The 14,369-nt window shown below is 34.2% G+C and carries 17 protein-coding genes and 1 tRNA gene; 9 read left to right on the top strand and 9 right to left on the bottom strand.

The genetic code is table 11. From position 1 onward, the window contains the following. Positions 1-31 precede the first annotated feature (31 nt). Together RCG20_RS16740 and RCG20_RS16735 are read right to left on the bottom strand one after the other, a co-directional pair. Positions 32-514, bottom strand: coding sequence for a CBO0543 family protein (locus RCG20_RS16740; protein WP_308181246.1), 483 nt, complete (start codon positions 512-514; stop codon positions 32-34). 311 nt (positions 515-825) lie between these two features. Continuing rightward, complete coding sequence (locus tag RCG20_RS16735; RefSeq protein ID WP_308181245.1) at positions 826-1,662, bottom strand: DUF4405 domain-containing protein; 837 nt, start codon at positions 1,660-1,662, stop codon at positions 826-828. A 278-nt stretch (positions 1,663-1,940) separates the two neighbouring features. Between RCG20_RS16735 and RCG20_RS16730 the strand changes: the two genes are divergently transcribed. The 4 genes from RCG20_RS16730 to RCG20_RS16715 all read left to right on the top strand — a co-directional run bounded on the left by RCG20_RS16730 (position 1,941) and on the right by RCG20_RS16715 (position 4,395). Next, positions 1,941-2,375: a MarR family winged helix-turn-helix transcriptional regulator gene (locus tag RCG20_RS16730; protein WP_308181244.1), complete on the top strand. Its 435-nt coding sequence runs from the start codon at positions 1,941-1,943 to the stop codon at positions 2,373-2,375. Between the two features lie 52 nt (positions 2,376-2,427). Beyond that, the gene (locus RCG20_RS16725) at positions 2,428-3,075 is read left to right on the top strand and encodes an SDR family NAD(P)-dependent oxidoreductase (protein WP_308181243.1); all 648 of its coding nucleotides are present in this window, start codon (positions 2,428-2,430) and stop codon (positions 3,073-3,075) included. A gap of 125 nt (positions 3,076-3,200) precedes the next feature. Next, positions 3,201-3,737 carry an NAD(P)H-dependent oxidoreductase gene (locus RCG20_RS16720; protein WP_308181242.1) on the top strand — a complete coding sequence of 179 codons (537 nt, stop codon included), beginning with the start codon at positions 3,201-3,203 and terminating at the stop codon, positions 3,735-3,737. Positions 3,738-3,855: 118 nt separating this feature from the next. After that, positions 3,856-4,395 (top strand): NAD(P)H-dependent oxidoreductase, encoded by a 540-nt coding sequence (locus tag RCG20_RS16715; RefSeq protein ID WP_308181241.1) that lies wholly within the window; start codon positions 3,856-3,858, stop codon positions 4,393-4,395. A gap of 189 nt (positions 4,396-4,584) precedes the next feature. Here RCG20_RS16715 and RCG20_RS16710 read toward each other — a convergent pair whose 3' ends face one another. The 5 genes from RCG20_RS16710 to RCG20_RS16690 all read right to left on the bottom strand — a co-directional run bounded on the left by RCG20_RS16710 (position 4,585) and on the right by RCG20_RS16690 (position 8,554). After that, positions 4,585-5,028 carry an NUDIX hydrolase gene (locus tag RCG20_RS16710; protein WP_308181240.1) on the bottom strand — a complete coding sequence of 148 codons (444 nt, stop codon included), beginning with the start codon at positions 5,026-5,028 and terminating at the stop codon, positions 4,585-4,587. A 59-nt stretch (positions 5,029-5,087) separates the two neighbouring features. After that, on the bottom strand, positions 5,088-5,543 hold the full coding sequence (locus tag RCG20_RS16705; RefSeq protein WP_308181239.1) for a GNAT family N-acetyltransferase: 456 nt from the start codon (positions 5,541-5,543) through the stop codon (positions 5,088-5,090). A gap of 294 nt (positions 5,544-5,837) precedes the next feature. After that, positions 5,838-6,293: a hypothetical protein gene (locus tag RCG20_RS16700; RefSeq protein WP_308181238.1), complete on the bottom strand. Its 456-nt coding sequence runs from the start codon at positions 6,291-6,293 to the stop codon at positions 5,838-5,840. Between the two features lie 659 nt (positions 6,294-6,952). Further along, entirely contained in the window at positions 6,953-8,317 is a 1,365-nt protein-coding gene (locus RCG20_RS16695; RefSeq protein WP_308181237.1) for an MATE family efflux transporter, read from the bottom strand. A gap of 27 nt (positions 8,318-8,344) precedes the next feature. Next, positions 8,345-8,554 carry a metal-sensing transcriptional repressor gene (locus RCG20_RS16690; protein WP_308184378.1) on the bottom strand — a complete coding sequence of 70 codons (210 nt, stop codon included), beginning with the start codon at positions 8,552-8,554 and terminating at the stop codon, positions 8,345-8,347. 373 nt (positions 8,555-8,927) lie between these two features. Between RCG20_RS16690 and RCG20_RS16685 the strand changes: the two genes are divergently transcribed. Then, positions 8,928-10,343, top strand: coding sequence for a PQQ-dependent sugar dehydrogenase (locus tag RCG20_RS16685; RefSeq protein ID WP_308181236.1), 1,416 nt, complete (start codon positions 8,928-8,930; stop codon positions 10,341-10,343). Positions 10,344-10,749: 406 nt separating this feature from the next. Here RCG20_RS16685 and RCG20_RS16680 read toward each other — a convergent pair whose 3' ends face one another. Both RCG20_RS16680 and RCG20_RS16675 read right to left on the bottom strand, forming a co-directional pair. Beyond that, on the bottom strand, positions 10,750-10,956 hold the full coding sequence (locus RCG20_RS16680; protein WP_308181235.1) for a DUF2933 domain-containing protein: 207 nt from the start codon (positions 10,954-10,956) through the stop codon (positions 10,750-10,752). A gap of 605 nt (positions 10,957-11,561) precedes the next feature. Beyond that, positions 11,562-11,633 (bottom strand) — tRNA-Val (locus RCG20_RS16675). Positions 11,634-11,836: 203 nt separating this feature from the next. Between RCG20_RS16675 and RCG20_RS16670 the strand changes: the two genes are divergently transcribed. From RCG20_RS16670 to RCG20_RS16655, 4 genes are all read left to right on the top strand, one after another. Next, positions 11,837-12,058 (top strand): hypothetical protein, encoded by a 222-nt coding sequence (locus RCG20_RS16670; RefSeq protein ID WP_308181234.1) that lies wholly within the window; start codon positions 11,837-11,839, stop codon positions 12,056-12,058. Between the two features lie 125 nt (positions 12,059-12,183). Next, positions 12,184-12,906: an alpha/beta hydrolase gene (locus RCG20_RS16665; RefSeq protein ID WP_308181233.1), complete on the top strand. Its 723-nt coding sequence runs from the start codon at positions 12,184-12,186 to the stop codon at positions 12,904-12,906. A 165-nt stretch (positions 12,907-13,071) separates the two neighbouring features. Then, on the top strand, positions 13,072-13,587 hold the full coding sequence (locus tag RCG20_RS16660) for a YjcG family protein (protein ID WP_308181232.1): 516 nt from the start codon (positions 13,072-13,074) through the stop codon (positions 13,585-13,587). 3 nt (positions 13,588-13,590) lie between these two features. Then, positions 13,591-14,013 (top strand): GNAT family N-acetyltransferase, encoded by a 423-nt coding sequence (locus RCG20_RS16655; protein WP_308181231.1) that lies wholly within the window; start codon positions 13,591-13,593, stop codon positions 14,011-14,013. Positions 14,014-14,369: the final 356 nt, after the last annotated feature.

Genomic DNA, 14,369 nt, shown 5'->3' with positions numbered 1-14,369 from the left:
CAAATGAATAATAAAACTATTTGCTAAAACCTTATTTTGGTGGTAGTCCCTTAATTTTTTTTGTAAACCAGAGATAATACCAAAATGATAAAATCAACGTTAGTAAAAGAGAAATCCATGACCAGTACCATGACCAATTTATATACTTAATGACCTGGGTGTTTCTTTCTAATAAAACTTCAATAACAGTGATTACTGTAGGATAGGTAAAGGTATAAATAATCTTATGCTTTAAGCTTTTCCCAACTGGAAAATTCACATTAAATAAGGCACTAATTGCTGGAAAGATAAAGTATTCAAATACTAAACTAACACGATAGGCGTAATGTATAAAACGAACTGGGTATTCAATTAAACGATTTTCTACAACTACTGTACCAAATATCCATGTAAGAGCCTGCATAAATAAAAAACTAATATGGGCATCAAGTATTTTATTCTTTGGGATAAACACCAACAGCAATGTTGTTGCTATTAATATTGAAATAATTAAAATCACTAGTTCTAATTTCACTAAAATTACTCTCAATTTTTAAGTATTCTTCCTATAAGTTTCAAACGTCCTTATATTATGCACATAAAAAAGCAATTATATTTTATTTACATGTAATCCCAAAATAATCCATATAGTGTGTCCTTTTCAAAAAACGTACTCATACTACTATGTTCATGGTTCCTTTTGATTTGCTGTTTGTACCCCATTTATGTCTCGGACCGAAAAAGTCTAATTTGAAAAAAAAATCAATTCTTATTCCGAGTACAGTAAAAAGAGCTGCCAAAATGACAGCTCTAGGAACAACTACTATAACAAGTATACTAAACAAGTTATTCTGTTACTTTAGGTTGAACATTTTTTGATTTTCGTTTTTTCCTTAAGATTCGCTTTTCCAGATAGTAAGTAGGTATTATGATTGCTGCCCAAATTGCAAAATAGTTAAGAACAACAAGAAATGGGGTGCTATTACCACCATGTCCTTCTTTTCCATGGAATTTCCCTTCACGAAAGTCACCGTTTGGTGGACCTTGATGTGTAATTGTTGTATCCCCTGCATTACCAGGGTTCCCATGATTAAAAGGTTCCCCACTTTGTTGCATTTGCTTCGGATTGAAATCACTAATGTTAGAAGTTGCTGATGAGGAAAACCATTGAATTCCGCCTGTTAAAATAGCAAGTGATAGGGTAACTGATGCAATAACACCCTTTCTAAATTTTCCTTCCTTCGTTTTAAATGCTTTTTTGCAAATACTCATAATCCATTGCCAATGCACCCCAACATGTAGACCAATAATAGCAAGTGTTACATCAGAAGAGAAACTGTGGATACCACGAATCGAGTGATCTCCTTGAATTGCAAGACTTGGCAAAACGACCCTTGAAATTAATATACCAGATATAATTACGGTAGCCATCGAAACTAATAGAAGTAAATTTAACGAAAAATTAAATCGTGTTTTTTTGGGTAGTTTAGGATCTAAGATCTTTTTGGTTGTATTTATTACCCAGCGATAGTTTAATCCGATGTGTGTAAGAATAGCTACTCCTATTACCAAACCTGCAATTTCATGAAATGGGAGACCGTTTAATACTCTTGGATTCATTAGCAAAACAAATGTGATTGCCATCATCAAATCCAGTACAATTTTTGTATAATTTTTTTTCATATTAATTCCTCCAAATTTAAATAGTAACTTTAATTTTTTTTAGTTTATTGGAGGAACCTTAATAGTACCTTAAGTTCTAAAGAATATTCGCCCCCTAAGGGCGATGATTAGGCGTAGTTGCTCTTATACGCTAATTATGGATATAAAATCTGGTTAGCTAAAAAATAAGTACATACATTTTTCACAAAACTGTCCCCGGATTAATTAAGAAGAAACAGTTGACCTCATTAATTTTTCGTGATAATTTGTATATGCAAATGAAAAAAGGACTGAATAAAATGAATGAAGAAGAACAGGTATTAATGCATTGTTTATATTTTACGGCCAACCGTTTTTCACGCAACATGACAAAATTGGCTGAGAAAACATTTGATTTTGGTGACCTTGCTCCTTCGTATTTATACTTGATCATGATTGTTAAATTCCACCCAGAAATCACTCAAAAAGAGTTATGCCACAAGTTGTCCATTGCTCCTTCGACAAGTACGAGGTTTATCGATAAACTCGAGAAACAAAAGCTGGTGATAAGAAAAGTGAATGGCAAACAAACGTATATCTCTCTAACTGAAGAAGGAGAAAAAGTATACAAACAGTTTCGAAATTCTTTAAAGGAATTGTTTACAGGCTATTCTCAAATTTTAGGACGCGAATTTAGCATGGATTTAAGCAAAATGCTTCACGAAGCAAGCAATAAGTTAGAAAAAGAAACTTAATTTTTTTAGTTCTTCATTTGCATATACAAATAACAAAACTGGAGGTCCTATGATGTCTGAAAAGTTAATGCTTATAGTCGGTGCAGGGCCAGGAATCAGCTTGAGCACTGCCAGAAAATTTGGTAGAGAAGGTTTTAAAGTAGCACTGATTGCCCGCCGTTTAGAGGCACTACAACAATATGAAAAAGAACTGCAGAGTTCTGGAATTGAGGCAAAAGGATTTCCTGGAGATGCATCCTCAGAAGAATCCCTAAAATCAGCCATTGAATCCGTTATTAAAACGGATGGAAAAATTGATGTCCTCTTATACAATGCGGCTTCAGGAAAGCCAGGCAAACCAACAGAATTAAACGTGAATGACTTAGTTTATGATTTTAAAATTAGCGTGGCCGGTGCACTTACTAGTGTAAAAGAAGTCGTTCCTCATATGGAAAATGGAACAATCCTTTTGACAGGCGGAGGGCTAGCGCTTTATCCATACGCTGAACTTGCTTCATTATCGATTGGAAAAGCAGGTATCCGCAATCTAGCAAACACTCTGCATCAAGAATTGAGTCCGAAGGGTATTTATGTTGGCACATTAATTATTAAAGGGTTTGTTCAAGAAGGAACCTATTTTTCAGCTGAAAATATTGCTAACACCTTTTTTAGTATGTATGAAAAGCAAACTGATCCAGAAATTATGTTTGAAGAAAAATAAAAATTTTTCGGAATTTCATTTGCATATACAAATGTCAACTTGGAGTGATCGTTTCCATGAATGAAACAAACAGCGGAACAAAAACTATAAAGAATAATAATCAAAAGACAAAAGGAGACCAAATAATGAAAACACTCGTAATTATCACTCATCCTACTCTTGAACAATCCCGAATTAATCATGCTTGGATGGAAGAATTGAAAATGCACGAAGAAATTACGCTTCATACTCTCTATCAAGCATATCCGGATGGGAAAATAAACGTAGAACATGAACAAGCCCTGTTAGAATCACATGACCGCATTATTCTTCAATTTCCATTCTACTGGTACAGTACGCCACCTTTGTTAAAACAATGGCAAGATGAAGTACTTTCTTACGGTTGGGCATACGGAGAAGGCGGAGACAAGCTTCACGGCAAAGAGCTAGGCCTTGCGATTTCAACCTTTGGGCCAGAAGATTCTTACCAGCCGACTGGCTTCAATCATTTTACCATGGAGACCTTAACAACTCCTTTACAGCAAACAAGCAATCTCATTGGCACAAGGTTTATGCCATTATTTGTATTGAATGGTGTTATGCATGTCTCAGATGAAGAACTTGCAGAAAGTGCAAAAGCATATGTAAATCACGTTCTTCAACCATTAAAGATGGAAGCATAATTTAAAAACTCAATGAGGGTATTCCGCTGTTTCTTTGGAATACCTTCATTGAATCAAACATTTAAAGTTTATTGCGTGTACAAACAATTATGGAACTAAAATCAGAAGGGTGATAAAAATGAAAACTTTAGTCATTGTTGCACATCCAAACCTGGAGCGTTCAAAAGTAAATAAAACGTGGATGAACCGTCTTCAACATGAAGAAAATGTAACGGTTCACAATTTATATGCACTTTACCCGAATTTTGAGGTTGATGTCGAAGTAGAGCAGCAGCTTTTATTAGAGCATGACCGCATTGTTCTACAATTCCCATTCTATTGGTACAGCTCTCCTGCTTTGTTAAAGCAATGGCAGGATGTCGTTTTAGCATACGGTTTTGCCTATGGGTCACAAGGAAACAATCTCCACGGAAAAGAGTTTATGCTAGCTATTTCTTCTGGCGGTCCGGATGGAGCATACCAGGCTGGCGGTTACAATCACTATTCCATGAGTGAGTTAACTAGGCCATTCCAAGCGACAGCAAACCTGTGCGGCATGCATTTCTTGCCATCATTCCTTTTGCAAGGAATGATGACACTAACTGAAGAAAAACTTCAAGAAAGCACTGAAGCACTTGCTGCATATGTAACCAATCCAAATTTGCGTGCAGGCCGCTAATCTGGCTTAGAATGAATTAATTTTTCAAATAAATAAAAATCATAAAGAAAACTCGTCGATTGGCGAGCCCCTAAGGGCGATGACAGAGGCGTAGTTGCACTTATGCGACATAGGAAAGTATAAACTTTGAAAAAAGTTTATACTTTCCTATTAGCCTAAAAAGACCTTCAAAAATATTGAAGGTCTCTTTTATTCTATCAATCTTTCATTTAAATTCTTCATGTTCACAGCACGTTTAATACTCTCTTTTAAATAATCAGGAGCTTTGGGGTGTTCATAAACTTGTTGGGCAGTCATCCAATTCACCGCCTCTACTTCTTCTGGACTTTTGGCAATTGCTTTGCCAGATTCATATTCACATAGAAATACAATATCAACCACATTTTCACCAGAATCTGCGACAAATGATGTACTATGAATGTATTGTAAATGCTCTTTCACTTTTACATCCACTTCTTCGTAAATTTCACGTTTCACCGTTCTTTCTAAAATATCTGATGAATTCCCTTTCTGTTCAGCTTTACCGCCAACAAGCGAAAGCAACCCACCTGCATGTTCTTCTTTTTTACTCCGTTCAATGATCAACCATTTTTCATTTCTGAAAATTGCACCCTCTACATTTACAATAAACATTATTTACCTCCATAAGCCATAATTTACTTCATAAATAGTTTTCAATAATATGTACTTAATCAATTCAAATTTTGGGCCAACCGTATCATATCTCTACACCAAATTCCATTTTCAAAAATCTTTTCATCATAGTGTCGTATAAAAAAATCACTATCAACACTGGTAATCCTAAAACCACATTTTTGATACAAAGCTAATTGTCCTAAACTTGAATTTCCCGTTCCAACCTCGATTGTTTTATAACCCTTCACTTTTGATTGCTGAATCGCATCCATAAGTAACTGTTTTCCAATCCCTTTTCCTTGTTCGTTCTCTGGAACAGCTATATTAACTAATTCAACGGTTTCCGGTCTTGTAGGAAGCAATACATAAACGCCTGTTATTTCTTTATTGTTTTCAGCTATATAACATTTTCCTCTGTTTAAATATTCCTCTATCAGTTTTCGAGAAGGATCAGCCAGTAACAATAAATCTATTGGAGGTTCTTCATTAACATTTAATTCTCTAATCCTCATTGTCTCCTCCTTCATAAACCTGTTGTTCTATCTAACTTTCACAATGGTTAAATAGTAGTGGGAATTAAAAGTCATCTTTTCTTGTCATTTATCAGTAAAATTATCGCAATGTATTAATTTATATCTCCTAAATAAACAGGTAGTTTCTTACCCTCAATATAATCAACTATACACTTTCTCCTTGTCGCCTTCCTCTTACTTTTATTCTCTAAAATTACAACCTTGAATATGGGGTTTTTCTGGGGTCCAGATTTTAAAGTAGCTTCTAATACCGCATTAGTATTTTGATTCATATTATTGTGCAAGCAGACCAGCAATTTTTTGTATTGTATCGCCCTTTTTCATTCGAGAGTTTTCAATTACTTGAAATTCATTAACTAATTGATTGTATTCTTCATCGGATAATTTGTTTTCTTTCTTAGACTTAAGGTGTAATTCGAAAATGATTCTTGTGAGTTTTTCGCTGGAGGTATGAAATAGAAGAGCATAGTCTTTTATTCCTCCGTAAATGAAGGGATCTCTATTTAAATCCTTTTTGTCATTGTGCATTCTTCTAATTTTTTGATATAGCTCTGTTTGAATTTTTTTGTTAGTTTCGTAGAAACTTTTGAAATCAATTTTTCGGAAGATTTTAGTTCTAAGTGGGGGGTTAAAAATACTTTTTTGGACATTTAAATGCTCGGTAACTAGACGATTTATTTCTACCAAAATTCCAATTAACTCAATTTTATAATTACTTTTAGTTTCCAATATAAACATCTCCATTCTGTTTATTTCATCTTTTTGAAAATCTCTCATTGTATTAAGAACAATTCTAAATCTAAACTTATCATTATAAAGCTTATTTAGTATTTACTCACAAAAAGAATTTTTCTTATCTTAGTTTTAGTGGGACAAATGACATCATCAATTTTCAATAAGCCTTCGCAAATAAAGTTAATACCTCATCAACATCAATACATCCGTGTAAGTTCCAATTACTATATCAACATTTGCAACTAAGTCCGGGGCAATATTTATGCCATCGTCAACAACTTTTCCTTCCTGTTTCAGTTTTAGCTAATCCTTAGGTAGGACTTTTCAATTATTTTGAAACTAATATTGATACTGTTATAGTAGTTTAAAAGTTTGAAGAAATTATCGAGAAAGCTTGAAGAAATTTTGACTATTATTATATAGAGCAAAGCAATTACGAAAACAAATGAATCTCAATTGAAATCCTTCCCCGAGCATTACACAAACGCATAATTTCAGGTGCATAAACCTCAGTGTATTGCCCCCTTCCTATTTCGATAAAGTCTTCCTCCATATTAGCCATTTTTGCAGCAACTCTGATTTTTTCTTGAACTTAACTTATCTTTTTCATTTCTGCAATAAATCTCCATGGTAGTTGAACAAAGTAGATAAACCTATCCCATAGCATTCGCTCTTCTGCTTCTTGTTTTTGAAGTATTCCTAAATCTATAAAGTAAGAATATTGCTCTAACGTATAAGTCGATTGCAATAGAAAGCCAAACTCCTACGATTCCCATTCCAAAATGAATTCCGAGAATATAAACACCAAGTACTCGTATGACCCACATACCAATAGCTGTACTATACATCGGGCTTTTTGTATCACCAGCACCTTGTAGAGCACCAGCCAATACCAAACCGATAGCTAAAGCTGGTTGGGCAAAAGCATCAATCCTCAAAGCAGTAACAATCATATATACAGCATTTTTGTCTGTGGTAAACCATGTAGCGAACCAAGGAGACAGAAAGTACAACAATACACCAACAAAGGACATAAAACCGACTGCAATCCATGTTGTCATCATGCCATATTGGTAAGCCTCTTTGGAACGTTTTGCACCAACACTCTGACCAACGAGAGTAGTAGCAGCTATCGCTAATCCATAACCAGGCATGTAAGAAAATGTTTCGATATTTCCTGCTATTGAATGGGCAGCATAAGTATCTGCTCCAATTTTTACAATTAATCCAAAATAAAGAACCTGACCTAATCGCATGATTAATCGTTCAATTGCCGCTGGTGTAGATAATTTCAAAATAGAGAAAGAATCCTCTTGTGAATATGAACCAAAGATAGAAAAGGAAACTTTTGACCTTTTAATATAAAAGTACAATAATACTGTTCCAATTAACCGTACAATAACCGTTGCCCATGCAGCTCCAGCTACCCCAAATCCCTTTAATCCAAAGACTCCGAAAATGAGAACATAATCTAATCCAATATGAATAAAATTTATCCACCAGCTCACCTTCATTGGTGTTTTGGTGTCTCCAGAAGCACGCAAAATACTTCCAAAAATAAACATTAGGGAAATAAAAATAGAAGGGATGGCAACTATTTGAAAATAGGTAATTCCATCTGCCAATACACTCGATTTTGCCCCCATCAATCGAAGTAATGGTTCACTAAAAAACAAAGTAGTAAGTCCAAACAACAGTCCAAAAATTGCTGAAATTATTGTTGATTGACGGGCAATGGATTTAGCTTTATCTATATTTCCTGCTCCAATACTTCTTGCAATAAGTGAAGAAGTTCCGACGCCCAGTGCCATAAAAATAGCGATATAAACAGCCAAAACTGCGTTAGCAACACCTAAAGCTGTTACTTCATTTAATCCTAATTTTGAAACAAAAAGAGTATCAACGAAACCAACTACGGTTTGCAAAATATTTTCAATCATTGCTGGAACAGCTAGGGTAACAATTGCAGTAAATTTTTGTTTGGCTGTTTTATCCTCTTGTATTTCTTCTTCCCCCATTTATTTCAATCCCCTTATCGAATAAAATTATCTAATGCTTTTTTTTATATCTAGTAAAACCTCTTGTTCATTCCCTTGATGCACTGCATCTACAAGACAAGTTTCCATATGGTCTGTGAAAGTATTTTTCGCTGAATTGTTTAGTGCTTTTCTAATGGCAACAATTTGAAGAAGAATATCAGGACAATCACTACCATCGATTGCCATTTGTTTTACTCCTCTTACATGACCTTCAATTCGAGAAAGACGATTAATAATATTTTTTTGTTCCTTGTGATTGTGATGATGATGTTGTTGATTTTCACTACATATTATTTATTACTCCTTCCCCCAATTATCCCCTCAGGGGGGATTTAGGGTCAAATAAAAAAGGAACAAATTCAATTGAATTGGTCCTTAAAAATGTACACAACCTTATTAAACTTAACTGTCAGTTTGCTTAATACAGAAGTTCAACAATAAAGTACGGTAATCCTACTTTAATCAAGTACTCTTGAGTTTGAATTCGCTAGGCAGAACGCGTCAGATTCCTAAGCTCCAATTTGGTGCTAATAGAACGGCTCTAATCATATTCTTATAAAAGAAAACAATAAGAAGGAGTGTAGAGTTGGTGATAAATGTTAAGGTTAGTTTACGACCTATTATTAGTAAGTTAAATTTACCAACTGTTTTGAAAACAGCTATACTTCCGGGTGACACAATTGAAAGATTATTTATTGCGACCCAGGTTGGAGAGATCTTTTATATAGGAAACGGAAGTTTAAGGAGCTTTCTAGATATTCGTCCTCGAATCATAAAACTCGGTGGTTCAAATGGTGGTTATGATGAACGGGGATTGCTAGGGCTAGCATTTCATCCCGAATTTTATTATAACGGTCTGTTTTATCTTCATTATTCAGTAGCTGGAACACAAGGTCCAGGTGCTCTTCCGGGACATTTTAAGCCTAATCCGTGTGATCCCAGCACCTTAAATCAAAAATGGATAAATAGAGAAACTCAATATGATCATATTGATACGGTAGAAGAATGGATTTTACAATCGAATAGTCAACCTCAAAAACGACGTACATTACTTAACTTAAAAAGACCGTTTTTAAATCATAATGGTGTCAATAGCTTAAACTTTTCACCTGAAACGGGAAAACTTGTTTTAACAACTGGAGATGGTGGATCAGGATATGATCCATTTAATTTAAGTCAGGATATTATGGAAATAGCCGGCAAGATAATTGAAATTGACGTAGGTAAGAATACATTTATTAATAATCCACCTGTAGTTACACGTTTTAATGAACTTCCCGTACCTATTCAGGAAACGCTTACGGTAATTGCCAAAGGAGTTCGCAATATAACAGGCGTTTCATTTCAAAGGTTTCATAATCAGTATATTAAATATGTAGGAAATGTCGGACAGGATTTAGTAGAGTCGGTTTTTTCATTCGTTCATTATAAACCAATACCAGTTACTCAGCTTATCCAAACTTCTTTAATGAAATCTGAACCTGACCAAGATGGATTTATCAACTTTGGCTGGCGAGGATGGGAAGGTGCTTTTCCGACTTCGATTATAAGGGGCTGCCCGAAAAATCAGACCTTGGATGAGAAAACAATTGCTTATTACAATGAAGCAATTACAACTTCAATAAGGCGTCTACAACCTTTGACTAGTTATTTTCATAAAGATCCTCGTCCTGATAAGTTCGGAGGAACTTCACTTACAGGTGTGCAAGCCTATATGGGAAATGGAATCCCCAATTTAGCGGGAAGCGTTGTGTTTACCGATCTAGCTCGGAATGAAGAAACTAAACCTCCTGTTAGAGGAGTTTTAGCTTATACCAAGGTAAGAACAGATGGTAAATTAAATGATTTTAGTGTTATTAAAACCGAATATAATTTTGGGACTCAATCAGCTTATTATGTTAGTCTGGGAACGAACCTGGATCAGACTAGATTATATTTAGGGGTTTATGGCTCTATGATAGTAACTGATTTTAACCAAGGTACTGTTTTTGAAATTGTTCCATGATTCATAACTAATTAATTCACCTATTAGAATTATATAAGACTTCAAAAATGAGTCTTTAGCTTCTTTAAAGTCTCTACCTTGTTTATTGATTGAAAGGAAAATATCACAAATGACCATGACAAGTTCTACAAGATAACTTCCCATTTGAACCTCCACAAAATTTGCTGAATAACAACATGGCGATGCCCTCTTCAAATAAGCATCGCCCTATAGCGGGTTCTATATGGATTCTATTAGAGATCATATTTTTCAATAACTTTACCCTTTGAAATAATTGACGTATTTTGGCAAGGCTATCTTTTGCGATTTATTAGGAACATCAATTACTTCACTAACAAGTAACGTTTTTAAGCTTTTTATTTAGCATACATTTCACTAGGCCACTTATTTGGGTGACCTTTTCATATTAGGAATCTTTTTTCATCAGTGATGATAAAGTTTCAATTTCATTTCGAAGTTTAATATTTTCCTCTTGAAGAAGATCCACCTTTCTATTCAAGTCATGGCTAGCATGTGATTTATCATGGTTATGATGTCCTCCTCCATGCCCTTTCATCATAAAAATCATCATAAGAGGACAAATTAAGATAAGCAAATACGATAACCATTGCATTACTATCACTCCTCATTTTTCATTCACTTCAACATGAATAATATTTTTACAGGAATTTTAGGTGTAAAAAAGAAAACAGCATATTAAATAGGTCATTTATGATCTTAAAAAATATAGCAAAAAGCCAATTAACATCATACATTACTCCTCCAATTACTTATCCAAAACTTCAAATAATCTCCTTTAATTCTTATTCTTCTTTCTAATTCAAAGGAATTTAAATTCTACTGAATAACCTTTTTGATTCTTTTGTACTCTTCCGCTGTTGTTTCGCATTTTGCAAGCCTTAGTTTTATATTTATATATAAATTTTAACTGGTGACTATGAAGAAATGATGGAGAAAATAAAACTGATAAAAATTCCAAAAGGCTTATGAAAAGTAGCATTTTTCCATAAGCCTTATTCTTTAACTTTTTTCTGTGTTCTCTAAACAACCAACATAAAATTATAAAACTAACAAGTATAATGAAAAACCAAAATGTTTGGTTAAAAATGTGTAATAAATGTGCAATTCCAATTGATTGTTAAAAGCCAAAAGTTTTTCACTCACACAAAAAAAGCCCCAAACCCCTTGATGCCAAGGGTTTGAGACTTTTCAATTTGATGACCTGTGAGGGATTCGAACCCACGACCCCTTCCCTGTCAAGGAAGTGCTCTCCCACTGAGCTAACAAGTCATAATAATATTTCTTATTTAAGGTACATAACTTATTATATAAAAAATCATTACCATGTCAATAGTATTTTCCCCACTTCTCCCTTTTGAACTAGAAAAGCTTACAAATAAAGCCAAAAACAAGAACGTTTGTTTCCTTTTTTTGAATAAAGAACTAATGTTCGGGTATAATGGAAATATGAAGAAAAGAAAGGTGTGACTTAGATGAATGGTCTTTTCCAGCGTTCAATGGAGGAACATATTCCGTTAGAAATGATTTATCTTTCTGAGAATCAACAACTTTCACAACGAAAGTTGATTGTGAAAGAGATGAATGGCGATACCATTCGTGCATACTGTCTGCTTCGCAAGCAAATCCGAACCTTTCGTATTGAAAATATACTCTCCATCCTTCCTGACTCCAACCCGAAAAAATGGGTTCATTGAAATGCTCACACCCCTCTCGTTCATTAAACTTACATTAATCTGACAATGATATGAAAAGCTTTTCATACGAACTTATGATAAAATTCACTTGTAGAAAAGTGAATGATTAAATGGAGGAATTAGCCATGGAGTTTCCAAAAGGATCCGTAAAGGAACTTACGCTTTATAGTAAGGAGCTTGGAGAGGAGATGACGCTTCTCATTTATCTGCCTGCAAATTTCTCACCCCTATATAAATACTCTCTCTTGATAGCACAAGATGGTCGTGATTATTTTCAGCTTGGAAGAGTTGGACGAGTGGCGGATGAGCTTCTATACGAGCGTCAAATTGAAAACATTATCGTTGTAGGAATACCCTATAAAAATGTAGCAGATCGCCGCAGGAAATATCATCCTGATGGGGACCAAAATGAAGCCTATATTCGCTTCCTTGCTCACGAGCTTGTTGCTTTCTTAGACAAGGAATTCCCAACTTACCATATGGGATCGACACGTACCTTAATTGGTGATTCCCTTGGAGCAACAGTTTCTTTACTTACAGCACTTCAATACCCACATACATTTGGGAAAGTATTGCTGCAATCTCCATTTGTAAATGAGCGTATTATTGATATGGTTAAAGACTTTACAGAACCGCAGCTTCTTCAGATTTATCATGTCATAGGAAACCAAGAGACAGAAGTAATGATGACGAATGGAAAAACAGGCGATTTTCTTCAGCCAAACAGAGAGCTTTCGAAGCTTTTTTCTAATATGCCCTTTACTTATTTTTATGACGAATTTAATGGAAATCATACTTGGACATACTGGCAGCCAGATTTAAAACGTGCCCTATTGACTGTCTTCTAGATTTATTACGTAGTTATCGAAATATAATTTATTTTTATTAATCCGATTATTTTGTTATAATATTCTGAAGAGTATTGTTATAGTCTTTCATCAAATTTTCATTTTATAGATTCACTGTCTATAATAGAAGTAAAATAAAGTAAATTTAACTGGAGGTCTATTTATATGAAATTTGGAGTAGTTATTTTTCCATCAAAGTCACTTCAAGATTTAGTAAATTCCTACCGTAAGCGTTATGATCCACATTACGCATTAATCTCTCCACACATTACATTAAAGAACGCCTTTGAAGTATCAGAAGATGAAGGAAAAAGATTCGCTGATCAATTACGCGAGATTGCCAAAGAATTCGAACCTTTTTCAACAAGAACAACAAAAGTCGGCTCTTTCCAGCCAGTAAATAATGTTATTTACTTAAAGATTGAACCCGAAAAGGCACTTTTAGACCTACACCAAAAAGTGAATCAAGAATTTAATGATGATCATGTAGAATATTCCTTTGTTCCCCATATTACTATTGGTCAGAAGCTTTCAAACGATGAACATTCTGATGTGTATGGCTCACTTAAAATGTTGAAAATGGGACATGAAGAAACAATTGACCGCTTCCATCTTCTCTACCAATTAGAAAATGGTTCATGGACAGTATATGAAACATTTCGACTTGGAAAGGAATTTTAATAAGTGACCGTTAAAATTGTTGAAAACCAAAAAGAATTAGAAGATGCATTTTCAGTTAGAAAAACAGTTTTTATCCATGAGCAAAATGTACCTGCTGAAGAAGAGATTGATCAGTATGAAGATGATTCTACCCATTTTGTTTACTATAATGACGAGGTTCCTACTGGTGCTGGAAGATTCCGGTCTGTAGATGGCTATGGAAAAGTTGAACGTATCTGTGTTTTAAAAGAAGCAAGGAAAACCGGTGCTGGTAAGGCCATTATGGATGTAATCGAGAAATTTGCTTCTATTAATGGGCTACGCAAACTGAAATTAAATGCACAAACACATGCCATTCCTTTTTATAGTGGCCTTGGCTATAAAATTATTTCCGAAGAATTTATGGATGCTGGTATCCCACATAAAACAATGGTTAAAGAATTATAAAAAAACTCACCTCTGTCATAAGTGAAAATGACCTGACAGAGGTGTAATTTTTGAAAATAGATTTTGCATATAAAAAAACTATATTTTATCATACACTGAAACGCTTGGATCAAAATGATCCAAGCGTTCTTTCAATCGTTGCAACATAATAATCCAAAATACATAAAATAGGGGTTTTCACTTAAATTTCACTTATTTTCTTCTACACCATTTAAGAAAAAAGAACGTCAAAACAACATATATTAATAGTATGCGAATTTGATTGCTAATTGCTGAGTTATTTATAAATTATTTTAAAAAGCGTAAAGATAATTGGAATTTTATGTTAAAATAAATTTAATAATTAATTTATTGGG

It is taken from the genome of Neobacillus sp. PS3-40 (assembly GCF_030915485.1).
In the GTDB taxonomy this organism is placed as follows: domain Bacteria; phylum Bacillota; class Bacilli; order Bacillales; family Cytobacillaceae; genus JAUZPL01.
This window is presented reverse-complemented; position numbering and strand designations above follow the sequence as displayed.

Bases quoted from the DNA above. Each gene is read 5' to 3' on its own strand.
- RCG20_RS16725 (WP_308181243.1), top strand. From the start codon at position 2,428: ATGTCTGAAAAGTTAATGCTTATAGTCGGTGCAGGGCCAGGAATCAGC.
- RCG20_RS16735 (WP_308181245.1), bottom strand. From the start codon at position 1,662: ATGAAAAAAAATTATACAAAAATTGTACTGGATTTGATGATGGCAATC.
- RCG20_RS16695 (WP_308181237.1), bottom strand. From the start codon at position 8,317: ATGGGGGAAGAAGAAATACAAGAGGATAAAACAGCCAAACAAAAATTT.
- RCG20_RS16730 (WP_308181244.1), top strand. From the start codon at position 1,941: ATGAATGAAGAAGAACAGGTATTAATGCATTGTTTATATTTTACGGCC.
- RCG20_RS16705 (WP_308181239.1), bottom strand. From the start codon at position 5,543: ATGAGGATTAGAGAATTAAATGTTAATGAAGAACCTCCAATAGATTTA.
- RCG20_RS16660 (WP_308181232.1), top strand. From the start codon at position 13,072: ATGAAATTTGGAGTAGTTATTTTTCCATCAAAGTCACTTCAAGATTTA.
- RCG20_RS16710 (WP_308181240.1), bottom strand. From the start codon at position 5,028: ATGTTTATTGTAAATGTAGAGGGTGCAATTTTCAGAAATGAAAAATGG.
- RCG20_RS16670 (WP_308181234.1), top strand. From the start codon at position 11,837: ATGAATGGTCTTTTCCAGCGTTCAATGGAGGAACATATTCCGTTAGAA.
- RCG20_RS16715 (WP_308181241.1), top strand. From the start codon at position 3,856: ATGAAAACTTTAGTCATTGTTGCACATCCAAACCTGGAGCGTTCAAAA.
- RCG20_RS16665 (WP_308181233.1), top strand. From the start codon at position 12,184: ATGGAGTTTCCAAAAGGATCCGTAAAGGAACTTACGCTTTATAGTAAG.
- RCG20_RS16680 (WP_308181235.1), bottom strand. From the start codon at position 10,956: ATGCAATGGTTATCGTATTTGCTTATCTTAATTTGTCCTCTTATGATG.
- RCG20_RS16720 (WP_308181242.1), top strand. From the start codon at position 3,201: ATGAAAACACTCGTAATTATCACTCATCCTACTCTTGAACAATCCCGA.